The organism is Pantoea agglomerans, from assembly GCF_020149765.1.
GTDB classification, from domain to species: domain Bacteria; phylum Pseudomonadota; class Gammaproteobacteria; order Enterobacterales; family Enterobacteriaceae; genus Pantoea; species Pantoea alvi.
The window spans coordinates 1,591,736-1,615,686 of the sequence record NZ_CP083809.1; the positions used below are offsets into that span (position 1 = coordinate 1,591,736).

26 protein-coding genes and 1 pseudogene are annotated in these 23,951 nt (G+C 52.6%); 6 read left to right on the forward strand and 21 right to left on the reverse strand.

Going from position 1 to position 23,951, the window contains the following annotated elements; translation table 11 throughout:
- Positions 1-13 precede the first annotated feature (13 nt).
- The 15 genes and pseudogenes from LB453_RS10125 to fliF form a co-directional block, all read right to left on the reverse strand.
- A pseudogene (locus LB453_RS10125) lies at positions 14-1,721 on the reverse strand (methyl-accepting chemotaxis protein).
- Between the two features lie 135 nt (positions 1,722-1,856).
- Entirely contained in the window at positions 1,857-2,492 is a 636-nt protein-coding gene (gene rcsA, locus LB453_RS10130; RefSeq protein ID WP_224481718.1) for a transcriptional regulator RcsA, read from the reverse strand.
- Positions 2,493-3,128: 636 nt separating this feature from the next.
- A complete protein-coding gene (fliR, locus tag LB453_RS10135) occupies positions 3,129-3,914 on the reverse strand; it encodes a flagellar biosynthetic protein FliR (protein WP_103797682.1) in 786 nt (261 codons plus the stop codon).
- Positions 3,914-4,183 carry a flagellar biosynthesis protein FliQ gene (gene fliQ, locus LB453_RS10140; protein ID WP_103797683.1) on the reverse strand — a complete coding sequence of 90 codons (270 nt, stop codon included), beginning with the start codon at positions 4,181-4,183 and terminating at the stop codon, positions 3,914-3,916. Before fliQ ends, fliR begins: the two co-directional genes overlap by 1 nt.
- A 25-nt stretch (positions 4,184-4,208) precedes the next feature.
- On the reverse strand, positions 4,209-4,940 hold the full coding sequence (gene fliP / locus LB453_RS10145) for a flagellar type III secretion system pore protein FliP (protein WP_103797693.1): 732 nt from the start codon (positions 4,938-4,940) through the stop codon (positions 4,209-4,211).
- Positions 4,940-5,326: a flagellar biosynthetic protein FliO gene (gene fliO / locus LB453_RS10150; RefSeq protein WP_033791415.1), complete on the reverse strand. Its 387-nt coding sequence runs from the start codon at positions 5,324-5,326 to the stop codon at positions 4,940-4,942. Before fliO ends, fliP begins: the two co-directional genes overlap by 1 nt.
- 5 nt (positions 5,327-5,331) lie before the next feature.
- A complete protein-coding gene (fliN, locus tag LB453_RS10155; protein WP_103797684.1) occupies positions 5,332-5,736 on the reverse strand; it encodes a flagellar motor switch protein FliN in 405 nt (134 codons plus the stop codon).
- The gene (fliM, locus tag LB453_RS10160) at positions 5,729-6,736 is read right to left on the reverse strand and encodes a flagellar motor switch protein FliM (RefSeq protein WP_103797685.1); all 1,008 of its coding nucleotides are present in this window, start codon (positions 6,734-6,736) and stop codon (positions 5,729-5,731) included. The genes fliN and fliM overlap by 8 nt, the downstream gene beginning before the upstream one ends.
- A 4-nt stretch (positions 6,737-6,740) precedes the next feature.
- The gene (fliL, locus tag LB453_RS10165; protein ID WP_103797686.1) at positions 6,741-7,226 is read right to left on the reverse strand and encodes a flagellar basal body-associated protein FliL; all 486 of its coding nucleotides are present in this window, start codon (positions 7,224-7,226) and stop codon (positions 6,741-6,743) included.
- Positions 7,227-7,355: 129 nt separating this feature from the next.
- Positions 7,356-8,633 carry a flagellar hook-length control protein FliK gene (locus LB453_RS10170; protein ID WP_103797687.1) on the reverse strand — a complete coding sequence of 426 codons (1,278 nt, stop codon included), beginning with the start codon at positions 8,631-8,633 and terminating at the stop codon, positions 7,356-7,358.
- Positions 8,630-9,073, reverse strand: coding sequence for a flagellar export protein FliJ (fliJ, locus tag LB453_RS10175; RefSeq protein ID WP_103797688.1), 444 nt, complete (start codon positions 9,071-9,073; stop codon positions 8,630-8,632). The genes LB453_RS10170 and fliJ overlap by 4 nt, the downstream gene beginning before the upstream one ends.
- Before the next feature lie 26 nt (positions 9,074-9,099).
- Complete coding sequence (gene fliI, locus LB453_RS10180; protein WP_033749819.1) at positions 9,100-10,452, reverse strand: flagellar protein export ATPase FliI; 1,353 nt, start codon at positions 10,450-10,452, stop codon at positions 9,100-9,102.
- Positions 10,452-11,144 carry a flagellar assembly protein FliH gene (fliH, locus tag LB453_RS10185; protein ID WP_103797689.1) on the reverse strand — a complete coding sequence of 231 codons (693 nt, stop codon included), beginning with the start codon at positions 11,142-11,144 and terminating at the stop codon, positions 10,452-10,454. The genes fliI and fliH overlap by 1 nt, the downstream gene beginning before the upstream one ends.
- Positions 11,137-12,129, reverse strand: coding sequence for a flagellar motor switch protein FliG (fliG, locus tag LB453_RS10190; RefSeq protein WP_103797690.1), 993 nt, complete (start codon positions 12,127-12,129; stop codon positions 11,137-11,139). The genes fliH and fliG overlap by 8 nt, the downstream gene beginning before the upstream one ends.
- Positions 12,126-13,838, reverse strand: a complete 1,713-nt coding sequence (fliF, locus tag LB453_RS10195) for a flagellar basal-body MS-ring/collar protein FliF (RefSeq protein WP_103797691.1) — start codon at positions 13,836-13,838, stop codon at positions 12,126-12,128. Before fliF ends, fliG begins: the two co-directional genes overlap by 4 nt.
- A 232-nt stretch (positions 13,839-14,070) precedes the next feature.
- Between fliF and fliE the strand changes: the two genes are divergently transcribed.
- Positions 14,071-14,382 (forward strand): flagellar hook-basal body complex protein FliE, encoded by a 312-nt coding sequence (gene fliE / locus LB453_RS10200; protein ID WP_103797692.1) that lies wholly within the window; start codon positions 14,071-14,073, stop codon positions 14,380-14,382.
- A 1,490-nt stretch (positions 14,383-15,872) separates the two neighbouring features.
- Here fliE and LB453_RS10210 read toward each other — a convergent pair.
- The 5 genes from LB453_RS10210 to LB453_RS10230 all read right to left on the reverse strand — a co-directional run bounded on the left by LB453_RS10210 (position 15,873) and on the right by LB453_RS10230 (position 19,484).
- A complete protein-coding gene (locus LB453_RS10210; RefSeq protein WP_224481719.1) occupies positions 15,873-16,367 on the reverse strand; it encodes a hypothetical protein in 495 nt (164 codons plus the stop codon).
- A 252-nt stretch (positions 16,368-16,619) separates the two neighbouring features.
- Positions 16,620-17,317 (reverse strand): IS1-like element IS1A family transposase gene (locus LB453_RS10215; RefSeq protein WP_224481720.1). Its coding sequence is split into 2 segments (ribosomal slippage): positions 16,620-17,068 and positions 17,068-17,317, totalling 699 coding nucleotides; the frame shifts between segments, so codons are not numbered across the junction.
- A gap of 28 nt (positions 17,318-17,345) precedes the next feature.
- Positions 17,346-18,050, reverse strand: a complete 705-nt coding sequence (locus LB453_RS10220; protein ID WP_146053836.1) for a glucosyltransferase domain-containing protein — start codon at positions 18,048-18,050, stop codon at positions 17,346-17,348.
- Positions 18,051-18,192: 142 nt separating this feature from the next.
- Complete coding sequence (locus tag LB453_RS10225; protein WP_103796179.1) at positions 18,193-19,128, reverse strand: glycosyltransferase family 2 protein; 936 nt, start codon at positions 19,126-19,128, stop codon at positions 18,193-18,195.
- Positions 19,128-19,484, reverse strand: a complete 357-nt coding sequence (locus LB453_RS10230; RefSeq protein WP_199187325.1) for a GtrA family protein — start codon at positions 19,482-19,484, stop codon at positions 19,128-19,130. Before LB453_RS10230 ends, LB453_RS10225 begins: the two co-directional genes overlap by 1 nt.
- Before the next feature lie 828 nt (positions 19,485-20,312).
- On the opposite strand from LB453_RS10230, the gene LB453_RS10235 reads away from it, so the two are divergent.
- The 3 genes from LB453_RS10235 to LB453_RS10245 all read left to right on the forward strand — a co-directional run bounded on the left by LB453_RS10235 (position 20,313) and on the right by LB453_RS10245 (position 22,114).
- Positions 20,313-20,669, forward strand: a complete 357-nt coding sequence (locus tag LB453_RS10235; protein WP_103796178.1) for a hypothetical protein — start codon at positions 20,313-20,315, stop codon at positions 20,667-20,669.
- 79 nt (positions 20,670-20,748) lie between these two features.
- A complete protein-coding gene (gene zinT / locus LB453_RS10240; RefSeq protein WP_103796177.1) occupies positions 20,749-21,396 on the forward strand; it encodes a metal-binding protein ZinT in 648 nt (215 codons plus the stop codon).
- A 547-nt stretch (positions 21,397-21,943) separates the two neighbouring features.
- On the forward strand, positions 21,944-22,114 hold the full coding sequence (locus LB453_RS10245) for a hypothetical protein (protein WP_224481721.1): 171 nt from the start codon (positions 21,944-21,946) through the stop codon (positions 22,112-22,114).
- Between the two features lie 315 nt (positions 22,115-22,429).
- Here LB453_RS10245 and LB453_RS10250 read toward each other — a convergent pair whose 3' ends face one another.
- Entirely contained in the window at positions 22,430-23,056 is a 627-nt protein-coding gene (locus LB453_RS10250; protein WP_103796175.1) for a helix-turn-helix domain-containing protein, read from the reverse strand.
- A 140-nt stretch (positions 23,057-23,196) separates the two neighbouring features.
- Here LB453_RS10250 and LB453_RS10255 point away from each other — a divergent pair, with 140 nt between their 5' ends.
- Together LB453_RS10255 and LB453_RS10260 are read left to right on the forward strand one after the other, a co-directional pair.
- A complete protein-coding gene (locus LB453_RS10255; RefSeq protein ID WP_103796174.1) occupies positions 23,197-23,586 on the forward strand; it encodes a hypothetical protein in 390 nt (129 codons plus the stop codon).
- Positions 23,567-23,881 carry a hypothetical protein gene (locus LB453_RS10260; protein WP_103796173.1) on the forward strand — a complete coding sequence of 105 codons (315 nt, stop codon included), beginning with the start codon at positions 23,567-23,569 and terminating at the stop codon, positions 23,879-23,881. The genes LB453_RS10255 and LB453_RS10260 overlap by 20 nt, the downstream gene beginning before the upstream one ends.
- Positions 23,882-23,951 lie beyond the last annotated feature (70 nt).

Sequence of the window (23,951 nt, forward strand, 5' to 3'; positions counted from 1 at the left end):
TTTTTGCTCCGGCTCAGAAGGTTTCCCAGTTGTCATTGCCGGAGGTCGCCAGCGCCGGACGCGGCATGACCCGCGGCGACGTCAGCGCCGGCGCGGCAGAGGCGGCGGACGCAGCGGGCAGCGCGGGACTCTCCTGCAGGCGGAAGGCGGCGACAGCCCTGGTCAGCTTGCCAGCCTGATCTTCCAGCGACGCGGCCGCTGCCGACGCCTCTTCAACCAGCGAGGCGTTCTGCTGCGTAACGTTATCCATCTCGGTGACCGCCTGGCTGACCTGCTGGATGCCGCGGCTCTGTTCATCTGACGCGGCGGCGATCTCCGCCATAATATCGGTCACGCGGCGTACCGCCTCGACGATTTCGCCCATGGTGTCGCCCGCTTCGCCTACCTGATGCGACCCCTCTTTAATCAAGCTGACCGATTCGGCAATCAGCGACTCAATCTCTTTGGCCGCCTGGGCGCTGCGCCAGGCTGCGCACCTCGCTGGCCACCACCGCAAAGCCGCGACCCTGTTCGCCGGCGCGCGCCGCTTCCACCGCGGCATTGAGCGCCAGAATATTGGTCTGGAAGGCGATGCTGTTGATGACGTTGGTGATCTCGGCGATCTTCTTCGAGCTGCCGGAGATATTGGTCATGGTTTTCACCACGCCGCTCACCAGCTCGCCGCCGTTGCGGGCTTTGCCGGAAGCGTCTGCCGCCAGCTGGCTGGCGTGATGAGCGTTCTCGGCGTTCTGCTTCACCGTCGCGGTCAGCTGCTCCATGCTGGCGGCGGTTTGCTCCAGCGCGGCGGCCTGCTGCTCGGTACGGGAAGAGAGATCGGTGTTGCCGGCGGAGATCTCGCCGGATCCCTGATAGATCGCCACCGCGCCTTCGCGCACCGTGCCAACGGTTTTCACCAGCGAATCCTGCATCAGCTGCAGGTTATGCAGCAGCGTGCCAATTTCGCTGCGGCCGTGCGGCTCCGGCGGGGCGGTGAGGTCGCCCTGCGCGATGCGCTCAATACGCGCCACCGACAGACGCAGCGGGCTGATCACCACGCGACGCAGAAAGACAAAGGTCATCAGCGTCAGCAGTAAAGCGGCGACGAAGGCGGCCGCCATGGCGATAAAGCCGATGCGCGACTCGTGCTCCGCCGTCGCGTTGATCGACTCGGCGCGCTGGGTGCGCAGTTTAATCGCCTGCAGCAGCACCTCGTTATAGGCATTGTCGAGTTTGCGCGTGACGTCGGTCTCCTGCGCGATAATACCCTCGAAGCTCCCCTGCTTGCCGGCGTGGATCATCGGCTTCAGGCCTTTCTCAATATAGTCGTTGAAGCGCGCCGTCAGCGGGGCGTCAAGGGCGATATCCTGCGGGGTTTTGACCTTGCGATCCTGATAAACCTTAAAGCCTTCCTGTGCCTGCTGGATACGCTTTTCGGAGGCGGCGATGTTGGCTTTGAACTCATCCATCTCGCCGATGCGAGCGGCGGCACCGGCCTGAATAATAGAGAGACGCGCGGTGCGCAGGTGGTTTGAACTGTTAGAGAGTCCCATGCGCACCTGGATCTCATCAGTGGCATCCTTAAGAGACTGGTTGCTCTGAATCAGAAAATAGCTGGCCAGGGCGATACAGAGGGCGAACAGCAGCAGAATACCGCCGAAAATCATACTAAAGAGCGGCACCAGGCGCAGGTTGCGCCACAGGCCAGCCTTGAACGGTGTAGAAGAGTCCAGTGGTGTGTTCATATCCTTGATCTCATGTCGGGGTTATGAAACTAACATCGGCAGAGAAGGGGAAAGGGTTAGGTGAGGGAGTGCGATCTGGCTCGCAAAAATGGCGAAAAAAAAACCGGCCAGGGGGCCGGTTCTTTCGCGAGTTGATTATCTCACATTGACATAGATACCTGACGTCACATTGTCAGTTAAACGCACCACATGGTAGATAACCTGTTTGTTATGGGTTTTGATCTTGCGTTTAATATTGCCTTTGTGTGACGAAACGGTCTTGGCTTTAATTTGCATCTTGTCTGAGATCTGAATGGTGTCATGGCCTGACATCCACATTTTCAGCATATTTGACTCCGTCTGGCTTAATGTCAGAGGGTGTACATCCAGACCTGAAGAAATACGAGTTGATGCGTTAAGCTTTTTCTGTAAATACGTGCTGAGTAATGAGTCCAGTGTCGTCGTTTTTATCGATTTTGACGTAATAATCAAGTTCTTACGAACGTAGAGGTATTCCTCAAAATGGATATTAGAAATGGCCATGAAGATAAAAAACAGCGTTTCCGGGTGCTGCATAATAATATTTCGGATGCGGTCGCTGGAATCCGCTTCGTGGATAAAACACTCTTCGTTAATAAACACTACGCCAGGTTTTAGCTGTTCGCAGCGATGCTGTAATTGCTCAATATCGGAGACAGAAAAAATGTTTTTCTTTTTGACTCCTTTACAGGACATGTAGTCCGATAATCCCAGGCGTGTGTAGTTGCATGAATCCATAATAATCGTTGGCATGTTTAGCGACCCTCACCAATTTGTTATCCGTTTAAATCAACGATGAATTACGCGTTGCTGTACGAGAGAGATTTCTAAGACACTTTTTTATTCTGCTCAGCAGTCTGGCGACAGGCCATACGCCCGCCAAAAGTATTCTTCCCTGACCCGTTTCTGCAAAGTTATTTTTTGTGTTGCCTCGACGTCACTTAACTCGCCAGTGATAGCGGGAATCGCTGGCGATTTGCAATAAGCGTGCATAACACCCTGTTTTGAGAGCCTCGTCACTATCGCGCATAACACAGCCAATGCTGATAGGACAATTCTTAAAAACATTTGATTCGCGAAAGTGTGACGTTTTAGCGAGTGTTGACAATGCCGGAAAAAAAAGGTTCTGACAAGAAAAATCGTTAAAGGATTTTTTTTGTTCCAAAACAATCTGTTGCCGATTTTGTCAACGATTCCACCGAGTTAGCTGTAGCGGGAATCTGAGAAATAAAATACTTGAAGCGCGGTTTAATAAGAATAATTTTCAGAGTTACTTCTCACTTATCAGAATTTCCTTAGTTGATTTCTGAGAAAACTGGTTTGAAAAATGCACAGAATGTTTTGGGTGGCTTAAGTATCACTTTAGAAAGATAGTGAGATACTTAATCATCAGGGGTGAGACAGTTCCGATATAAACTGAGCGAGCAAATCAAAGACTTCGCTGAACAGATGCTCACAGAAGGGCGCAACCAGAGGCATCATCAACCCCATGGTCAAAATTCCCACTGTTAAGGTAATTGGAAAGCCAATCGCGAAAATGGATAGTTGAGGTGTAACACGGTTTAACAAACCCAGGACCAGGTTTATCAGAAGCAGTAAAACGATTAAGGGTAGCGCTAACATCATGCCATTAAGGAAAATTAAACCGCCCGCTTTGACCAGTGCATTAAAGGCGTTGGCGTTTAACGGCTGCCCGCCAATCGGCAACGTATGAAAACTGTCCGCCAGCAGGGAGATCAGCCACAGGTGCCCGTTGAAGGTCAGGAACAGCAACATCGCCAGCATATCGAGAAAACGGGCCAGAACCGGCATATTCAAGCGACTGCCTGGATCGAAAAACGTGGCGAAAGAGAGGCCCATCTGTAAACCGATCACCTCGCCCGAGAGGCGCACCGCAGCAAATGCCAGCTGCATCGTGAACCCCAGCCCGATACCGATCAGCATCTGCTGAAGCAGCAGCCAGAAGCCGGCGGGCGAGAAGAGCGTGACGTCAACCGGAGGCAGCGTTGGTATCATTATCCAGGTGATCAGCGCCGCCAGACCGATTTTCACGCGTTTGCTGATAGCACGCTCGCTCAGCAGCGGCGCAGTGGCAAACAGCGCCAGCATGCGCGCCAGCGGCCAGAAAAACTGACTGACCCAGTGAACCAGCTGGCCGCTGTCGAGAGTAATCATCAGCCGATCATATAGGGCAGGTTGGTGAAGAGGGTGCGGATATAGTCCAGCACCAGATTCAGCATCCATGGCCCGGCAATCACGCCCGTCGCCGCGACGGCCAGCACCTTCGGTATAAAGGAAAGTGTCTGTTCGTTCACCTGAGTCGCCGCCTGCAGCAGGCTGATAATCAGGCCGCTGACCAGCGCCGCCAGCAGCATCGGTGCTGCGAGCATTAACGCCAGGCGCATCGCTTCCTGGCCCATTACCATAACGGATTCTGGCGTCATTAGTCTCTCCGGGAAATCGGAATAATCAGGAATAGAAGCTTTGTGCCAGCGAACCGACCAGCAGCTGCCAGCCATCCACCAGTACAAACAGCATCAGTTTGAAGGGCAGCGAGATGGTTGCCGGCGGCACCATCATCATCCCCAGCGCCATCAGCACGCTGGCGACCACCAGGTCGATAATCAGAAACGGGATAAAAACGGTAAAACCAATCTGGAAGGCGGTTTTCAGCTCGCTGGTAACGTAAGCGGGCAGCAGAATGCGCATCGGCACCGCTTCCGGCCCCTGGATAGGCGGCGTGTTCGCCAGGCGGGCAAACAGCGCCAGGTCCGCTTCGCGCGTCTGGCGCAGCATAAAGTCGCGCAGCGGCTGCGCACCTTTCTCCAGCGCCACCTCCATGCTGATCTTATCCTGCCTAAAGGGCAGATAGGCGTCGTCGTAAATTTTGTCGAAGGTCGGCGCCATAATAAAGAAGGTCAGAAAGAGCGCCAGGCCGAGCATCACCTGATTCGGCGGCGCGGACGGCGTGCCGAGGGCGTTGCGCAGCAGGCCGAACACGATGATGATGCGGGTAAAGCTGGTCATCATCAGCAGCACGGCGGGAATAAAGGTCAGCGAGGTGATAAAAACCAGCGTCTGTACCGGCAGCGACCAGCTTTGTCCTCCATTGGGCAACGCATGGCTTACCAGTCCCGGCAGCTGAGCATGAGCAGCCGGTGCCAGCAGCAGCAGCGGCAGAAAGGGAAGCAGTCGACGCATCATTGGGGTTTTCCGGGACGTTTAACCAGGTTCTGTAACAGCTGACGAAAATCCTGCGGCGCGGCGGCGGGCGGACGGGCATCCGGCGCGACCGGCGGCAGCGTGTGCAGATGGGTAATCTGCGCCGCCGTGACGCCCAGCACCAGGCGCGCCTCGGCGGTATCCACAATCACCACGCGCTCGCGCTGGCCGACCTGCACGCTGGCGCTCACCTTCAGCGCCTGGCTGCTTACCGTCTTCGGCGCAAAACCGAGGCGGCGCGCCAGCCAGGCGCAGGCGAGGATCAGCAGTACAATCACGGCCAGCACGCTGCTGACCTGAGTCACGACGGAACCGCCGGAGATTGCCGGCGCCGCAGGCTGCAGCGCGTGGGACTGGGTATTCATCATATTTAGCGGCTCAGACGACGCATACGTTCAGACGGAGTGATAATGTCGGTGATGCGCACGCCATATTTATCGTTAACCACCACCACCTCGCCCTGGGCGATCAGGTAGCCGTTAATCAGGATATCCAGCGGCTCGCCCGCCAGGCCGTCCAGCGCCACAACGGAACCCTGCGTCAGGCGCAGCAGCTCTTTAATGGTCATTTTGGTGCGGCCCAGTTCAACGGTAAGCTTGACCGGGATATCCATAATCAGATCGATATCCTGCAGCGAACCGGCAGCGGCGCTGGTTTCGAACGTCCTGAAGACGTCATCGGCCTGCGGCGCGCTGGTTGCGGTCTGCTCATTCATCGCCTCAGCCCACAGATCGTCCGCAGAGATGTCGTCGGACGGTTTATTGCTGTCACTCATTGGGCTGTTCCTCATTCAGCGAATTCAAAATCGGGTTAATCAAATGCTCGACGCGCAGGGCATACTGGCCGTGCATGGTGCCGTACTGACTGGTCAGCACCGGTACGCCGTCAACGTGCGCGATAATGCGCTCGGGTTTCTCGATCGGCAGCACATCGCCGGGCTTCAGCTGCAAAATGCGCGACAGCCGCAGCGAGGTTTCCGCAAAGTGAGCGATCAGCTCCAGCTCCGAGTGCTGCACCTGTTTCACCAGGTTCTCGCGCCAGTGGTTATCCTCGGTGCGGGAGTTCTCCAGCGGCGGGTTAACCAGCAGTTCGCGCAGCGGCTCGATCATCGAGAACGGAATACAGATGTTGAACTCGCCCACCAGGTTGCCAATCTCGACCTGGAACGGCGTGTTGACCACGATATCGTTCGGCGAGGTAGTGATATTGGTGAACTTCACCTGCATTTCGGAGCGGACATATTCCACCTCGAGCGGGTAGATCGCCTTCCACGCGTCGCTGTAGCCTTCCAGCGCCAGCTTCAGCATGCGGCGGATCACGCGCTGCTCGGTGTGGGTGAACTCCCGGCCTTCCACCTTGGTGGGGAAGCGGCCGTCGCCGCCGAACAGGTTATCCACGGCGATAAACACCAGGCTCGGCGAAAACACCACCAGCGCCGTTCCGCGCAGCGGTTTCAGGTGGATAAGATTCAGGTTGGTCGGCACCGGCAGGTTGCGGGCAAACTCATGATACGGCTGAATCTTGATCGCACCGACGCTGATATCCGGGCTGCGGCGCAGCAGGTTAAACAGCGCCATACGGAAATGTCGGGCGAAACGCTCGTTAATAATCTCCAGCGCCTGAAGGCGCTCGCGCACGACGCGACGCTGGGTATTAGGGTCGTAAGGACGAATGTCGCCTTCCGGCCCGCTTTGACTCTTTTCATCTACCGCGCTGTCGCTGTCGCCGTTAAGTAAGGCGTCAATTTCAGCCTGGGAGAGAATGCTATCGCCCATTGGTTTACCTCAGAATGAAGGCGGTAAACAGTACGTCATTTACCGCCTGCGCAGGCTGTCCTTTCACCAGCGGAGGTGACAGCACCTGCTTAATCTGTTCAATCAGCGCTTGCTTGCCCTGCTCCGACGCCAGCGCGGCGGCGCTCTGACGAGAGAGCAGCAGCAGCAGACGGCTACGCACTTCCGGCAGATAATCATTCATCCGACGACGCGTATCTTCGTCCGGCAGACGCAGGGTAAAGCCTACGTACAGCACACGGTCCGGATCGTTGTCGGGATTGACCAGGTTGACGGTAAAGGTGTCAAGCGCAAAAAAGACGGGAGCGGGCGGCGGTTCTACTTTCGCAGCTTCCGGGGTACCGCTCTCGTGTTTATTCATCATTCGCCAGACTGCATAACCTGCCACGCTACAAGCGGCCAGCGTTACAATCAGCAACACCGGAATTAAGAGTGAACGTTTGCGGCCTTTTGCTTTCGCGTTATCAGACATTTTTGCAGTAACTTCCTGTGAATTATGGGCAAACCTCTCGGTTTGCCTGGACAGATTATCCCGCGTCTTAAGTCAAACAATGGGAAGAAAAGACGCGGGTTTTACGCTTACCTTCAGCGTTTGTCGCTGTCAGGCAAAAGTATCGACAGCGCCGGTACCGAGGATGCGCGCCTGAAGGGCGGCAGGAACGGCGATCGGCGTTATCTCGCTATCGTCATCCTGGGAGAGAGAGAAGGTGCCGTGCTGTCCGTCGCGGCGCGTCTCCTGCTGCTGTTGCTGCTGGAAGCCCTGGCTCTGCGCGAAGCTGTCACTGCTTACCTGACTCTGTCCCAGGTTAATGCCGCTTTCCGCCAGCGCGGTACGCAGCTGGGGAAGGGCGGCTTCCAGCGCGGCCCTGACGTGGCTGTGGCTGGAGGCCATATTGATCTGCGCCTGGTCGTTATCCAGCTTCAGGCTAATCTGGATGGCGCCCAGATCCGCCGGATGCAGCCGCAGCTCGGCGTTTTGCTGGCCGTTGCGGCTGAACATCACAATCTGCTGGCTCAGGGCCTGCTGCCATTCGTCGCTGCCCAGCTGCGCGTTGAGCATCGGCGTCGACGGGGTGCTGGTCGTGGCCGACGCGGTCTGCGTCATCAGCGGTGCCGCGCTGCTGCTGACCGGCGCGCTGGTCAGCGTGGTGCTGTCTGTCTGCGTCAGCGGCGCGCTTTTCTCATCCTGGCGGCTGAGGCTGCTCAGCGCCTGCTGAAAGCTGGCGTCCAGCGTCAGCGGCGCGGTGGCAGTAGCGCTCGCCGTGGTGCCTGCTGAGGCGCCGGACGGGGTGTTCTGCAGCGTCGGGCCCGCTTTCGCCTCGCCGTGCGTCGGCGCGCTGGTGGCTGATGACGCACTTTGCGTCAGCGAACCGTTCAGCGCCTGGCTCAGCGCAGAGAGCGCGCTGCCGGCGATCGCGCCGCGGCGCGACTCGGCGGCCGGGGCGTCGGCGGAAGCGGCAGAAACGTCGCTCTGCGCAACCGGCGAGGCTGGCAGCATGGCGAACAGCGCCTGTATGCTCTGCGCTTCGCTGCTGGTTAAGGTTTCTGCGCTCGCCTTATCCTTATCATCGGCGGATTTGGTGGCGGCTTTAATATTTTCCGGCGTCAGCAGCGCATTCAGGCTGTCGGGTTTGTCAAAGGCGGTCAGCAGGGCGTCAAGCTGACCCTTCTGCACGGGCGCGTCCTGGCTTTCTTCAGCACTTTCAGCGGATTGCGCCACGTTTCCCTGCTGTTGCGCCAGCGTCAGCAGGCGGTTGCCCAGCTCGGTCAGAAAGTCCTGCGGCAGCGATTTGACGCTGTGCAAAACCTCTGCGGAATCTGAACTGTTCAGGTCGCCTTTCGCGCTGGCGGCGGTGACAATTTTTGGCAGCGTAATCATTCGCCTTTCCTCAATGCGGCCCGTTGGGCATATTCATCCATCCGTTTCTGATCGAGACGGTTTTCTACTCGTAATGCGTTGTCCGCCGCGCGGCCGATCAGCGTCTGATAGGCGTTGAGACGCTGCTGCTTTTCGCGCCAGCTGGAGAGCGCCTGCTCCAGCCGCTGGTTCCAGTGGTTGAGCTGCGAGCGGTGCTGCTCGATCGCTTTTTCCAGCGTCTGAATAAACTGGTGGTAGTTGGTCCAGCGCGTCGTGGCGATACCGCCCGACATATCGCTGTTCAGCTTGTTGCGGTACTCATCCTGATAGTCGAGCAGCATGGTGAGCTGCTCGTCCGCCTGGCGCACGCCGCGGCGCATATCGCCGAGGTGCATTACCGCCTTTTCCAGATCCTGCTCCGCTAAATCGCGCAGCGTGTCGATGGCACTGGCGCTTTTCATCGCTGACTCCTCGCGTTAGGTCGCCGTTAGCCGAACAGCGCATGCAGATGCAGGCAGGCGTCGTCGTAGTGGCTACGTTCAAAAATGCCCTGTTGCAGAAAGGCTTCCATCTGCGGATAGAGACGGATCGCCTTGTCCAGCATCGGATCGCTGCCCGCCGCGTAGGCACCCACGCTGACCAGGTCGCGGTTGCGCTGGAAGCTGGAGAGCAGCTGTTTAAACTGCCGCACCCGCGCGTAGTGATCCTCGTCGATCAGCGCGGTCATGGCGCGGCTGATAGAGGCTTCGATATCGATCGCCGGGTAGTGGCCCGCCTCGGCCAGCCGACGCGACAGCACGATATGGCCGTCGAGGATGGCGCGCGCCGAGTCGGCGATAGGATCCTGCTGATCGTCGCCTTCGGTCAGTACGGTATAGAAGGCGGTAATCGAGCCGCCGCCGTGCGTGCCGTTACCGGCGCGCTCCACCAGCGCTGGCAGCTTGGCGAACACCGATGGCGGATAGCCTTTGGTCGCGGGCGGCTCGCCGATGGCCAGCGCGATCTCGCGCTGCGCCATGGCGTAGCGCGTCAGGGAGTCCATAATCAGCAGCACGTGCTGGCCGCGATCGCGGAAATCTTCGGCGATGCGCGTGGCGTAGGCGGCACCCTGCATACGCAGCAGCGGCGAGACGTCCGCGGGGGCGGCGATCACCACCGAACGCGCGCGGCCTTCGGCGCCGAGAATGTTTTCAATAAAGTCTTTTACTTCGCGGCCGCGTTCGCCGATCAGCCCGACCACGATCACATCCGCCTGGGTGTAGCGCGCCATCATGCCGAGCAGCACGCTCTTGCCGACGCCGGAACCCGCGAACAGGCCCATACGCTGGCCGCGTCCCACGGTGAGCAGGGCGTTAATGGCGCGCACGCCGGTATCGAGCACGTCGGTAATCGGCGTACGCTGGAGCGGGTTGAAGGGCGGGGTGATCAGCGGCGCGCGGTAGCCGGTATCAGGCGACGGCAGTCCGTCGAGCGGCTTGCCGCTGCCGTCGAGCACGCGGCCCAGCAGCTCCGGGCCAAGCAGCAGCTGTTTGCCGCTGTGGCCGCTGTCGCGCGCATAGACGCGCGCGCCGGGCAGAATGCCGTCGACCTCTTCCAGCGGCATCAGAAAAAGTTTCTGGCCGTTAAAGCCCACCACTTCGCTTTCAACTTCGGTGAGATTCTTGCCGTCGTTGCGTTCGATAACGCAGGTGGCGCCGAGCGGCAGCTGCAGGCCGGTCGCCTCCAGCACCAGACCGGTGGCGCGGGTCAGACGGCCGTAGCGGCGCACCGGCTGCACCTGGGCAATGCGGGTTTCAAAGGCGTCGAGCGCCCCCAGCCAGCGGGAAAGTCGCGAGGTCATTAAAACTCTCCTGGCGCGGCGAGACGGCACAGCTCTTGCCAGCGCGTCGCCACGCTGGCGTCGAGATCGCCATCTTCGGCGCTTAACTTGCAGCCGCCGGGGTGCAGCGTGCTGTCGGCCAGCAGACGCCAGCCGTGCAGATCGAGGGTCGGCCCGAGCGTCTGCTCGATACGCTGCAGATCGTCAGGATGAACGCGCAGCTGCGGTTTGCCGCTGAACATCGGCTCCTGCTGCAGCAGCTGCTGAATTTGACGCAGCAGGGCGCTGCCGTCGACCGTGGTCGCCTGGCCGATGACCTGACGCGCGGCTTCCAGCGCCAGCTGCATCAGGCGCGAGGCGATCACGCTGTCGAGCGCCTCCAGCGAGTGCTGAAACTCGGTCACCAGCTGCTGCATACGCGCCTGAAGCGGCGCCTGCTGCTGCTGCGCGTCGGCCAGACCCTGCTGGAAACCGGCGTCGTAGCCCGCTTTCTGACCTTCGGCGAAGCCCTGCTGATGGCCTTCGTTATAGCCCTGCGCCTGCGACTCTTTGCGCGCCTGCTGCTGCATGCGCTCATAGAGCTGCTGCTGTTCGTCGACTTCCGATTCGAACATCTCCGGCTCTGGCTGAAGCTCTGGCTCCGGCTCATCGCGGCGGCCTAAATCCTCAGGCTGCCAGAGCTGCCACGGACGGGCGGAAAAGGCATCAGACATAGGTTTCCTCGCCGCCGCCAATCACCATCTCGCCCGATTCCGCCAGACGACGGACGATAAGCAGGATAGCTTTCTGTTCGTTCTCCACCGCAGACATACGCACCGGGCCACGGTTGGCGAGATCGTCGCGCAGGATATCGGCGGCACGCGCCGACATGTTCTTGAGGAACTTCTCGCGCAGCGGCTGCTCGGCCCCTTTCAGTGCCACCAGCAACTGCTCGGACTCCACTTCCTGCAGCAGGCGCTGGATGCTGCGATCGTCCACTTCCACCAGGTTCTCGAACAGGAACATCTCGTCGATAATCTTCTGCGCCAGTTCGCCGTCGAAGTCGCGAACCGCTTCGATAACCGCCTCTTCCTGCTGCGTTTTCATCAGGTTGATGATCTCGGCTGCGGTTCTCACGCCGCCCATCTTCGCGCGCTTGAGGTTGGTGCCGTCCAGCAGGCCGTTGAGCACTTCGGTCAGCTCCGCCAGCGCCGCCGGCTGCACGCCGCCGAAGGTGGCGATACGCAGCATCACATCGTGACGCAGGCGTTCGTCGAACAGCGCCAGGATATCCGCCGCCTGACCGCGCTTGAGGTGTACCAGGATGGTGGCGATGATCTGCGGATGCTCGTCGCGAATAAGGTCGGCGGCGGCCTGCGGCTCCATAAAGTTGAGCGTTTCCATGCCGCTGGTGGTCTCGCGTGATTCGAGAATATCCTCCAGCAGGCTGGCAGCGCGCTCTTCGCCCAGCGCCTTGGTCAGCACCGAACGCAGATAGTCGTTGGAGTTGAGGCTGAGCGCCGCGAACTGCTCGGCGTCGGTCTCGAACTCACGCAGGATTTCAGTGAGCTGCTTGTGCGACACCTGGCGCATATTCGCCATCGCGGCGCTGAGATGCTGCACCTCACGCTGGTTAAGGTGCTTGAACACCTCTGCGGCGCGCTCTTCGCCGATGGTCATCATCAGGATGGCGCTTTTTTCAGTACCGGTCAGACTCATAGTTCTTTACTCATCCATTCGCGGATAACCAGCGCAACGATGCGCGGATCGTTCTCGGACATGTCGCGGATGCGCTGGCTCATCACCTCGGCGCTCATGCGGTTGTTAGACTTGCGCTCTGCATCCTGCTCATCTTTGCTGAGCTGTACGCTGTAGGCTTCTTCCTCTTGTGCGGCGGCGGCGCGTTGTTCAGCGGCTTCCACAGCGGCTTTTTCCGCTTCGCGCTTACGCATCAGCTGCGGACGCACCATTTTGCGATAGAGGATAAAGGCGACCAGCGCAATCAACAGCCATTTGCCGACGTTCATCATCTGATCGAAGAAGGCCTGCTGCTGCCAGAACGGCAGGTCGCCGCTGGTTGGGTCGGCTGCGGTGAACTCGGAGTTGACCACGTTAACGCTGTCGCCGCGCGGCTGGGAGTAGCCCATCGCTTCGCGCGTCAGCGCTTCGACCTGCTTCAGCTGCTGCTCGTTAAGGGCGATCGCCTTGCCTTTGTCGTCGGCGCGATAGTTAACCACCACCGCGACCGAGAGGCGCTGCACGTCACCAACGTTCATTTTGGTGTGGCGAATGGTGCGGTCCAGCTCGTAGTTCACAGTATCGTCGCGGCGCGAGTTGGTCGGCACGCTGCTGTTCGCCGTGCTGGTGGTGCTGCTGTTGGCGTTGTTCTGCTGGCCGTTCTGCGCGTTTTGTCCATTCTGACCGTTAGGCGCGTTAACCGGCGCGGTGTTGGCTGGCGCAGGCTGGTTGGAGAGGGCGCCCGGCACGCCGCCCGGATAAGGGCTACCGCTCTGATCGCTGGTGCTGGTCTGACGCGAGCGGATAGCGGTGCTGTTCGGGTTGCCGTTCGGCTGATACTTCTCGTCGGTCTGCTCGCTCTTGTCGAAGTTGATCTGCGCCGTCACCTGCGCGTGTACGTTGCCCTGGCCGAGAATCGGGTTCAGGATCGCTTCGATGCGCTGCTGGTAGCGCGCTTCCACTTCGGCGGTATATTTCAGCTGCGCGTCGTTGAGGTCGCGACCTTCGCTGTCGGAACGCGTCAGCAGGCGTCCGCTCTGATCGACCACGGTAACGTTGCCCGGCGGAAGGCCCGCCACGCTGCTGGAGACCATATGCACGATGGCCTGGATCTGGCCCTCATCGAGCGCGCGGCCAGGCTGCAGATTCAGGGTGACCGAGGCGGAAGGCGATTTCTGCTCGCGCACGAACAGCGTCGGCTTCGGCATCGCCAGATGCACGCGCGCCGTTTTCACCGGCCCTAAGGTTTCGATAGTGCGCGCCAGCTCGCCTTCCAGCGCGCGCTGGTAGTTCACCTGCTCGCTGAACTGGCTGATGCCGAACTTCTCCTGATCGAGCAGCTCAAAGCCCACCGATCCGCCTTTCGGCAGCCCCTGCTGCGCCAGACGCAGGCGCAGCTCGTGCACCTTTTCCGCCGGCACCATCAGCGCGCCGCCGTTGTCGGCGAAGCGATAAGGGATGTTCATCTGGGTGAGCTGGGTAACAATCGCGCCGCCATCTTCATCAGAGAGATTGTTGTACAGCACACGGTAATCGGGCGCTTTCGCCCACAGCACCAGCGCCATAACGATGGCGATAGCGGCTGCGGCGGCAACGATAAGGGGGATACGCGGGTTAGCGCGCAGGCGAGCGACAAGGTCACTGAAACCTTTTTTTGCTGAATCCTGTGTAGCGGCTGCGCTCGCATTCATGACCTATTCCTGCCTGACATAATTGACCGGGTTTGTTGTAGTGACAAAACAGACTCCCTGACACTGCGTAAATGAAACTCCACTTCAATGCATGGCATTATTTTCCTTATCGCAAAATTCGATGGGCGAATAAGCCGGGTTTTTTGCAGTTATTTAGCGCCTTTGTCTCATTGACAACGTGTTAACTTTTTGAGCGTAGAAAATTCCATCTCTCTCTCAATGAGGTAAAAGCATGTCCATTCAGGCAATTGACGGCGTTTTACAGCAGCTTCAGCTGACGTCGCTGCAGGCCAGTAACAGAAGCAGCGAGGCGACGCAGCCGGTCGACTTCGCCGCCACCATGAAAGCGGCGCTGGATAAGATCAGCGAAACGCAGAACACCGCGCGCGCCCAGGCGCAGGATTTTGAAATGGGCAAGCCAGGCATCGCGCTGAACGATGTGATGGTGGATATGCAGAAGTCCTCTATCTCAATGCAGATGGGGATTCAGGTGAGGAATAAGCTGGTGGCGGCTTATACCGATATTATGAATATGCAGGTTTAGGCGGGTAACTGGCTGATACTATTAAAAATAACTATACGGCCACTTTTGCGAAGCACGTATGTAGCACAAGAGCGTTCATTTTCGTGTAGATAAGGGAAAGCTGATCCGTATTGTTCTCTGACATCCAGGCACCATAAACCCGATACACCATCTGCGCATCTGAGTGACCCATTTGCGCGGCGACCTGGTTCGGGTTTGCGCCTGCCGACAACGCCCAGCATGCGAACGTGTGCCTGGACTGATATGCTTTTCGGTGACGAAGGCCTGCAGGTACACGTTAACGCATTGTTCCATATCAGACCTAGCAGCTGTGTTGAATAGTAAGCACCTGACCTGGCGTTAACTGAATCCAGACTGGCTTTGAATACGAATGTTTTCTGCTCCTCAATCTTTTCACCAAATTCCTTGGTATGAAAAGGGAAGGGGGGCTCCGGTGAAGTAGCTTCCGTTCAATAGTTCGATACGCAGGTTAAGCTGCTCTTTTGCATTATTGACCTGATGTCCCAGTTGTTGCCAACTTTGTCTAAAATAGCCCTAACCCAATATTCGGTCGTCACACTTGACATGTTCGCTCAGACCGGCTTTTTAGGCATCCGACATAAATTCGCTACGTCCCGCATGGCAACCGTCTTTGAAGGGTTCACCTCATTTTTGTACAACGGTGAATCCGAAAAATGACTACAGTAGTCAAAAATACATGTCTTTATGCGATACATGAGGTTTATGTATAATTCACTCTTAGCTTACTATTTTCTGCATATCTTAATAATATAAATATAACTTTAAATTTAACAACGCAGTAATTGTATGGTAGCAGGTAGGTGATGATTATTAGATGTGTTAACTTAAGTTTAAATCATCTGATTTTTAAAATACTAGCTAAATAATTGATATGACTGAGGGGGTGTTTTTCCATTAAAAAATAATAGGATGTTTTCGTTTGGTTTTAAGCAAGGTAGGTTATGCTGTGAATCGGCCCAATTCCTCAGGTCTGATACTTTGAACTAAATCCTTATGGGGCAGATAAACGTTACCTGACTAGCCAAGAGTTTAGGTTAGCTATTGCACAAAGTCAAAAATACCACTAGATACGCTTGGTTTTATATATTCAGTAGAAATGCCAGGGAATTTAAAATGGTCATATGGCTATATATTTTAATTTTTTCATGAAAATATAACCTGCTAATTTATATAAGTGCGTGATAACACGAAAGCAAATATTTCGCAAAGAAATAAGCGCGAGCTATATTTTCAAGCTCCATGAGTTACCTTAATAATTTACTTTGAATTTTTGTATGGTGTTGAAGCATAGAGCAATCTTATGAAAACATTGGGCAATAAATTGTAAGTGCTGAAATGATATTGTCCGCAAAAGGATATTAAAGTTTATTGAATGATATATATATCTACATGCCAAATAGAATGTCCATTACTGAAGGGATTTATATGTGAAAGCCTCTGTAAAAAGCTTTCACATGATATGAGATTTTTTAGTGGTTAAGGCAAACTATTAATGATTTTTCATGGTCTATTACGCGACTTTTTTTACTCTCGGACTTACATTGATTAACTTCATAATCTGAAGGTGGGGATAAATTGAGGTTTTCATTTGTTAAAAAGAAAATCAGCCCATTTATCGCCCAAAAATCAATGTTTATAGAGTTGTTATTTACTAAGATTATATCTTTCCCAAATGAATTACTATCTTTAATCATGTTATAAGCTTTCAATGCCATTAAAGAATCTTCTTTTTGTGACATTTCCGTTTGGTAAAGGTAGTTATTTGAAGTCAAGAGGCCAAGTAAAATGCAAACTGATAACAGTGCGGTTTTGCATTTAGACAAAGCTTCATTATAAAAAATAATCATTATAGAAGAATAAAGGAAAGAAATCGAAAATAATGCGCGAGGTGTTGGATCCCAGTTTTTAAGGATAGAGATTGGAAATATTATTGCCAATATGAAAAGCAACGGAATTGCCATCATTCGTAAGTTTAAATTTTTCAACTTAAATGTATAAGTTATTAAAAATAAACAGATGGAAAATGTGAGTGTAATGTTATATTGAGTAGGAATAACCCACCAGTTCTTGTAAAACAGGCTAGGTAAAAAATTCAATATTTCTAGCGCACGTGATGGCAAATCATTTACTATTCCTGCTCTCGAGTCCCAGTGGTTTACACCAAGAATGTTTTTAGTTAACTTAAATACTATAGCATATACGGTAATGACTCCAACTTATTGATAGTGTTTTATGTTCAGATAATGCCCGATGACTTTGTCATGCAGCTCCACCGATTTTGAGAACGACAGCGACTTCCGTCCCAGCCGTGCCAGGTGCTGCCTCAGATTCAGGTTATGCCGCTCAATTCGCTGCGTATATCGCTTGCTGATTACGTGCAGCTTTCCCTTCAGGCGGGATTCATACAGCGGCCAGCCATCCGTCATCCATATCACCACGTCAAAGGGTGACAGCAGGCTCATAAGACGACCCAGCGTCGCCATAGTGCGTTCACCGAATACGTGCGCAACAACCGTCTTCCGGAGCCTGTCATACGCGTAAAACAGCCAGCGCTGGCGCGATTTAGCCCCGACGTAGCCCCACTGTTCGTCCATTTCCGCGCAGACGATGACGTCACTGCCCGGCTGTATGCGCGAGGTTACCGACTGCGGCCTGAGTTTTTTAAGTGACGTAAAATTGTGTTGAGGCCAACGCCCATAATGCGGGCGGTTGCCCGGCATCCAGCGCCATTCATGGCCATATCAATGATTTTCTGGTGCGTACCGGGTTGAGAGGCTGTGTATGTGAACTGTAACTGCCATGTTTTACGGCAGTGAGAGCAGAGATAGCGCTGATGTCCGGCAGTACTTTTACCGTTACGCACCACCCCGTCTGTAGCTGAACAGGAGGGACAGCTGATAGAAACAGAAGCCACTGGAGCACCTCAAAAACACCATCATACACTAAATCAGTAAGTTGGCAGCATCACCAGCATATACTATCAACCCCAAGGCTACTGGAAATAAAGCTTTCAAGTTGTTAATTGTAATTATTTTATTCTCAGGGATAGTAACCTTAATGACTGAGTATATTACAATAACCAAAAAGGCAGGTTGGTAATTTCCACAAATAACAACTAAGAAAAAACATGGTAACAAGGCAGATCGTTTGGTTTTATTTTTCAAGTATTCATTGAATGTAATTATATAGGCAACCACGCAAAGCATGCATAAAGAAAAACAAACCACAGCAAGATGATAGACAGCCATCATGCTAAATACAGGATGACTAACAATTGTGCCAGAAAGCAAACATGATAATATTAATGAATTTTTGTGTGGTATTATTGACAATACAAATAATGATGAGGAAAGCGAAGTGAATAAGAAAAATAAGGGTGTAAATATAGGGCTAGATGAAATTATATTGAAATTGAAATAGTTAAATAGGCCTGTTATTATGGCTTGAATAAATCGACCCTGATTAAGATAGAATGACATTGGCATTTTTTGGGATGCCAATAGATAATCGTCTGGCATGTAAACTCCAAACATTGTTCTTGAGCACCCAAGAAGCATTATAAAAAAACAAAAGGATAGCATAATTAATAAAGCATTATTACGTCCTGTTTCATCTATTTTAATGGAAACCAATCTATTGACTTTCATTGTCACGGTCCTTTCTTAAGCGGTTATTTAATTTCTCTGCTAGGAATAAATTTACAGATGATTCTTCAAAGGCACTGACTTTCACAAAGGTAAAGTGCTGAGAAAAAACATCGGGTATTTGATAACTAATTGATAATTATCTTTATTTTTTATTTCCATGATAAATGTGCCCGTTATTTTTAATAATGAACTTAGGCCTTCTTTTTGTTTCTATATATATTCTGCCAATATATTCACCAAGCACACCTATCCCAATTAACTTAACCCCGCCTAAAAATAGCATCGATACCATAATCGAAGTATACCCCTTTACAGGATTACCAAATATGAGCGTATCAACTACCATGTACGTGCCATATAAAAATGCGCAGCCGGCTACAAAAAGCCCAATATATGTCCACATTCGCAATGGAAAGGTTGAAAAGGAAGTAATACCTTCCAAAGCCAAGTTCCATAACTTCCAACCATTGAATTTGGATGTCCCAGCGACACGCTCGGCTCTAATATATTCTACAATATCCACTCTGCCCCCAACCCATGATAAGATCCCTTTCATAAAAAGGTTTCTTTCTGGCAGTAATTTAATGTGTTCGACGGTTTCTCTAGACATAAGTCTAAAGTCACCAACATTTTCTTCAATTTTAGGCGAGCTAATCAAATTATGAAGTTGATAGAACCATTCCGCAGTTTTTCTTTTAAGATGACCATCAGTGCTGCGATCAATTCTTTTGGCTAAAACTACGTCAGCCCCGTCTTGCCAGCGTTCAATAAGTTGAGGAATTACAGATATTGGATCTTGAAGATCGACATCAATGGGTATTACTGCATCACCAGTTGCATACTCAAGACCAGCAAATAAGGCCGGTTCTTTACCGAAGTTACGCGTAAAAGAAATAATCTTTACTAAATTATCATTTGAAGCTAATTCATTGATGATTGCTTCTGATTCATCTTTACTTCCGTCATTGATAAACAATATTTCAACATCTATATTGGTTAGCTCACGACGGACTGCCTGATAAAATATTGGTATCGCATCCTTCTCATTGAATACCGGGACGACTAGACTTATCTTCATTATCGATCCTTAAAAACGACATATTTAGAGTATAAAAAACCACAAATTAAGCTAATTGCAGAAAATGAAATCAGAGTAATAACAGGGTTAGCCTGAATTCGGTCAGCATAAAGACCAACTGCCGACGCCATGCCGCCCATGAAAAAAAGATAAAGTAAGTAACGGATAGTTGTGATTTTAGCGGCAAATGTCCATTTGGCATTTGCGAAGAAAGAGAACGTTACTGCGCAGCAGAAAGCTATAAAATTTGATATGGACTGAGACTGCCCCTCTGCATAAAAAACAGTAAAGACCATCCAGTGAATCAGCGTATTGACTATGCCGATAGACATATAGCGAGTGAAGAGCTTGATCATCAAAATAACCTTAGTAGCAGGAGTAGCAGATTTTGGCATCTGTTAGAGCACAAGGCAAGTGATTGTAAGAGTATGTAAGGCTAAAAAGGGGGCTGATGCAGGATAAGAACCTGCTAAACGGTGCAAAATGGTAGAGAAGGCTTGTAAAACTATACACAGGAATGTAGCAGAAGAGCCAACTAGTAATAATATACTTCATAAGTAACTCCTACGCTCCGTTATGTAATGAAATAAAAGCCATACATTCGTAAGTTGTCAATTAAAGCTCAGCTCAGAGATGCTGTGGTTTATAGCGAAAAGTTACTGAAAAAACAGGAGGTGGGTGTGATCCACTTAGCAATGGTTTTTCTATGGGGTTTTAAAATGAATTAAATATTCGGTGCTCTGTGCTTAAATCTTTTTAAATGGTTATTTTTATTATTATTTTGTATATTTCAAAGTCTCCCTTATGGAAATAGCATGTTGAATATAAAAATCAACCATAAATGGCAAACGTTAATATTTCATAGAGTATACTAAAATCTTACCGTTTGTGATAGAAATGATTTTTTTGAAATTTTTGGTGGTTTTTATTTGATAATATATTATTTAATATTAAAGTCTTAGGCAGAAGATTTGGCTTCGAAGAACGCACTTGGCCGGTAACGTTCTTTTAGAAACAATTTTAGTTGATGATATCATATTATTATTAAGTTTTCTATAATAAAATAACAAAAGCAGTTTTCTACGTGAAATATATAAAATTATGATTTATTCCAGTAAGGAATTATCAGCTATTATAATACTTATAGGTTATGTCAGAAGTTTTGACAATAAAATGACACCCAGATGAAAATACACAAAACCGCAGCCGTGCTGCTGCTCTCCGCCTGCGCCACTAAGCAGTACCCGCAGGTGTCCGCGGTAACGGATGAGGAAGCGGTGTCGCTCAACTGTCAGGCGCTGGAACAAGAGATCGCCAAAACGCACGATATCCAGCAGAAGATTGCACAGACCGGCAGCTTTGACTTCCTTACGGTGCTGGGCTTTATGGGCGACCTGGGTATCGGCAACGGGCTCGCCCGGCACAACGCCAGTGAAAAAGCGAAATCACGCCTCTCTGAACTGCAGACGCTGCGCGATGTGAAATGCCTAACGACGACGGATTCAACGTCCCAGGCGAGGGGAGTTATTCGTTCCAGCTAACAGGACGACGCACGCGAGGCTTGTCTTTAGAAATGTTATATCATAACATTTTACACTCTTTCACCGATGGAGGGTAAACATGTTGTCGATAAAAAAAAGTGTTATCGCCTTGAGTATGGTGGCGTTCGGCGGACAGGCTCTGGCTCACGGCCACCATTCGCACGGTCCGGCGCTGTCGCAAATGGAGCAGAAAGCGGCTGTGGGCGAGTTTGTTAATAAAGATGTCAAAGATCGGCAGCTGACGGACTGGGATGGCGTATGGGAATCAGTTTACCCGCTGCTTGAGCAGGGAAAGCTGGATCCCGTCTTCGCGAAGAAGGCACAAAAGGATGGGCACAAAACGGTTGATGAGATCAAAGCGTACTATCGCAAAGGCTACGCCACAGATATTAACCGGCTGGAGATTGAAGACGGGGTTATCGCATTCTACCGCGGCGACAGCGTAGCATCCTGCCGCTACAGCTACGCCGGACATAAGATACTTACCTACGTCTCCGGGAAAAAAGGGGTTCGCTATCTTTTTGAGTGTCGTGATACAAACAGCAAAGCGCCTAAATATGTGCAGTTCAGCGATCATATTATTGCCCCGCGCAAATCGAGCCATTTCCATATTTTTACCGGCGATATCTCTCAGGAGGCGCTGCTGAAAGAGATGGATAACTGGCCAACCTATTATCCCTGGCAGCTAACGCAGCAGCAGGTGGTTGATGAAATGCTGCACCACTAATATTACTTAATGCTGCGGTAAAAATGTAATACCAGTCTGTATCGCCGGTATAACCCATATCGATTATTCCAGGGCGAGAAAGCTTGTCTGACGCTATTCAACCAGTCGACGTGTCGCAGGCCTTGCTGCATCAGCTCCTGTGCTGAAAAGCCTCGCCTGCGCAATTAAACGCAGCAGAGAAGATGAGTGCAATAGTATTAACTACAGGTGACCATTCTCTTACTGAATTAAATATATTCCGGCGACGATAGCGCTGACTGAGATAATATGTAGCAGTTCGGTCATGAGCATTTCCTCCAGTGCAGTCTCTTATTTCATTGAAGAAGCCAGAAAGCGATCCGTCAATAAACAAAATTAAATTTATCCGCGCCCATGAGGGGAGCCTCTGGCGAGCAACGGGCGGAGCACCTCTTACAGGATAAGCCAAACGGTAGGGGCGTAATGTTTTATCTTTTACGCTTCGTTCACGTTTCAGCGAGGCAGGGCGCCCGATAAAGCGTCACATCGCTAAACTGAATATACCCAATACGGGTAACTGGAGGTGCGTATGTCAGAACGTCCCGATGATAGCGATCCCATCCCCGGCGACGGCCAGGTCCCAGGCAGCGTAGAGGATATCCCTGGCGGAGATGAGGACGAGATGCCAGAAGATGACGAGTATCTGGAAGATGACATTGAGGATGAGGATGAAGATGAGGATCAAAATCTGAATCCCTGATCGGTAAGCCGTCTGCGGACGGCTTTATTTCTTTAGTCGCGCGCAAAAAATTGCCCGCGTTAGTCAGCGGGCAAGCCCAATTAAGCAGAACTCTCGTTTGCATTACGTAAAGGGTATGCGCATAGCGCCCGATCATCTTCTCACCGGCGCCAGGAGAAAGAAACGCAACAGAAGCGATTCGTCACAGGAAATTCTTATGGGCAAAAAAAAGCCCGCTCGAGGCGGGTAAAAATCGTTACATGGAATCATCCATCTACTAATCAAGACACCGCTCTACGGCTAAGGTTCGAGCGAAGCGGGTTGTTTTTCTTCTTTTTACTGCGACGTAGCGCGATAGCGACGCCACTCTACCAGCGTTCCGAGCACAGAGAGCGCCTGTTCAGACGAGCACAGTAACGGGTAATCTTCGTTCAGAGGTACCAGCTCAAAGCTGTTATGGCTGCGCGCGCGATATTTACGTAGCGCATATTCACCCTCTCCATATAACGCCAGCACCAAATCCCCTGGCTGCGGCGGCAACTCCGGATCGATGAGCAGCAGATCGCCCCGCAGGCATTGCGGCGCCATTGCGCTATCCCACAGCGTCAGGGCAAAGCTGGTGGCCGAATAGCTGCAATCGCTGGCTATCCGCCGCACGATATCAACCTGCGTCGCCTCGGCCAGCCAGTCGCTAATCTGTTCTCTCTCCAGCAAAGGTAGACCCACTGGCATCTGCATTTGTACAGTAAATACCGGCCCATCCCCGTCAACCAGCCATGCGGGCGCGCAGCCCAGTACCTCCGCGAGCCGCAGCAGGTTTTCTCCGCGCGGCAGCGTTTCCTCTTTTTCCCACTGTGATATCGCCACATGGGAAACCGAAATTTTTTCCGCGACTGCTTTCTGCGTCAAATTCAGTGCTTTACGTCGGGAGCGAATACGCTCGCCCGCTGTTTCTTTTTCCATCGTCTTGACATCTCCTGAGAGCCAGACTTAAGTATACTTAAGCTGTGAATTTAAGCAATCTTAAGTTTCGGCGAGGGAGGCGCTTTGCGTATTACGCCTGACGTCAGCAGCCGTTACCCGTCAAGGTTCAGAGGTGAGGCATGGAAAGTAGTTTGATTACCAGTGTTGGCGCGCTAGTTCTTGGGGGCGGAGCGGCCGCACTTTTCTGGAAACCGCTTATCGCGGGCATAGCTTCAATTGTCACCAGCAATCGTGCCGGTGGGGAAATCATTACCAGCTATAAGGAGCAGGTCTTACTGCTGAAGGAGAGCAATGCGCTGCTCCGTCAGGAAAACGATGATTTACGTGTACGCCATGACACTAATTTACGGCGGATATCAACTCTGGAAACCGATTTGCGCTTAATCAAAAACGCGCTCGGCATTCTGGTGGTAATGACCGATGCCGATCAAAACAGCAAGTTCCGTAATGAAATTGACAGGCTGATTTCTACCTTAGAGGAGCATAGCGATGGCAGAGATTCACAGTGAAATAAGACCAGTGACCCACAAACGTAAAATCATGCTGGGCGTGATGATGCTGGTGATGTCGATGGTATGCGTTGTGATGACCATCCTCTTTTTACACGTCAGCAACACGGCTAACCGACAGGTCGAGGATATTCGGCGCGAGGCCCGCGAGTCCGCAGCAAGGCGCGAAGCCAAAGTGGATGAGCTGTCGAAGCAGGTCTCCGTGCTGCAGAAAAAGCTGGATACGCTGCCCGATCAGACGGTCGACAAGGTAAAACGCGTCGTCATACAGGATGAGACTTCTGCGAAGCCGTAACAGGAGAGCCCTATGCGAATTTTCAACCTGATTGGGGAAGGCTTTCATGCCCTCCGATCGTTTATTATCA

Coding starts and splice junctions, on each gene's coding strand:
- fliG (WP_103797690.1), bottom strand. CDS start 12,129: ATGAGTCTGACCGGTACTGAAAAAAGCGCCATCCTGATGATGACCATC.
- fliJ (WP_103797688.1), bottom strand. CDS start 9,073: ATGAAAAGCGCCAGTGCCATCGACACGCTGCGCGATTTAGCGGAGCAG.
- LB453_RS10225 (WP_103796179.1), bottom strand. CDS start 19,128: ATGAAGATAAGTCTAGTCGTCCCGGTATTCAATGAGAAGGATGCGATA.
- fliL (WP_103797686.1), bottom strand. CDS start 7,226: ATGTCTGATAACGCGAAAGCAAAAGGCCGCAAACGTTCACTCTTAATT.
- fliR (WP_103797682.1), bottom strand. CDS start 3,914: ATGATTACTCTCGACAGCGGCCAGCTGGTTCACTGGGTCAGTCAGTTT.
- LB453_RS10170 (WP_103797687.1), bottom strand. CDS start 8,633: ATGATTACGCTGCCAAAAATTGTCACCGCCGCCAGCGCGAAAGGCGAC.
- fliN (WP_103797684.1), bottom strand. CDS start 5,736: ATGAGTGACAGCAATAAACCGTCCGACGACATCTCTGCGGACGATCTG.
- LB453_RS10220 (WP_146053836.1), bottom strand. CDS start 18,050: ATGAAAGTCAATAGATTGGTTTCCATTAAAATAGATGAAACAGGACGT.
- fliH (WP_103797689.1), bottom strand. CDS start 11,144: ATGTCTGATGCCTTTTCCGCCCGTCCGTGGCAGCTCTGGCAGCCTGAG.
- LB453_RS10245 (WP_224481721.1), top strand. CDS start 21,944: ATGTCAGAACGTCCCGATGATAGCGATCCCATCCCCGGCGACGGCCAG.
- LB453_RS10230 (WP_199187325.1), bottom strand. CDS start 19,484: ATGATCAAGCTCTTCACTCGCTATATGTCTATCGGCATAGTCAATACG.
- fliO (WP_033791415.1), bottom strand. CDS start 5,326: ATGAATACCCAGTCCCACGCGCTGCAGCCTGCGGCGCCGGCAATCTCC.
- fliE (WP_103797692.1), top strand. CDS start 14,071: ATGTCCATTCAGGCAATTGACGGCGTTTTACAGCAGCTTCAGCTGACG.
- fliI (WP_033749819.1), bottom strand. CDS start 10,452: ATGACCTCGCGACTTTCCCGCTGGCTGGGGGCGCTCGACGCCTTTGAA.
- LB453_RS10260 (WP_103796173.1), top strand. CDS start 23,567: ATGGCAGAGATTCACAGTGAAATAAGACCAGTGACCCACAAACGTAAA.
- LB453_RS10250 (WP_103796175.1), bottom strand. CDS start 23,056: ATGGAAAAAGAAACAGCGGGCGAGCGTATTCGCTCCCGACGTAAAGCA.
- fliP (WP_103797693.1), bottom strand. CDS start 4,940: ATGCGTCGACTGCTTCCCTTTCTGCCGCTGCTGCTGCTGGCACCGGCT.
- fliF (WP_103797691.1), bottom strand. CDS start 13,838: ATGAATGCGAGCGCAGCCGCTACACAGGATTCAGCAAAAAAAGGTTTC.
- LB453_RS10255 (WP_103796174.1), top strand. CDS start 23,197: ATGGAAAGTAGTTTGATTACCAGTGTTGGCGCGCTAGTTCTTGGGGGC.
- rcsA (WP_224481718.1), bottom strand. CDS start 2,492: ATGCCAACGATTATTATGGATTCATGCAACTACACACGCCTGGGATTA.
- LB453_RS10235 (WP_103796178.1), top strand. CDS start 20,313: ATGAAAATACACAAAACCGCAGCCGTGCTGCTGCTCTCCGCCTGCGCC.
- zinT (WP_103796177.1), top strand. CDS start 20,749: ATGTTGTCGATAAAAAAAAGTGTTATCGCCTTGAGTATGGTGGCGTTC.
- fliM (WP_103797685.1), bottom strand. CDS start 6,736: ATGGGCGATAGCATTCTCTCCCAGGCTGAAATTGACGCCTTACTTAAC.
- fliQ (WP_103797683.1), bottom strand. CDS start 4,183: ATGACGCCAGAATCCGTTATGGTAATGGGCCAGGAAGCGATGCGCCTG.
- LB453_RS10210 (WP_224481719.1), bottom strand. CDS start 16,367: ATGATGGCAATTCCGTTGCTTTTCATATTGGCAATAATATTTCCAATC.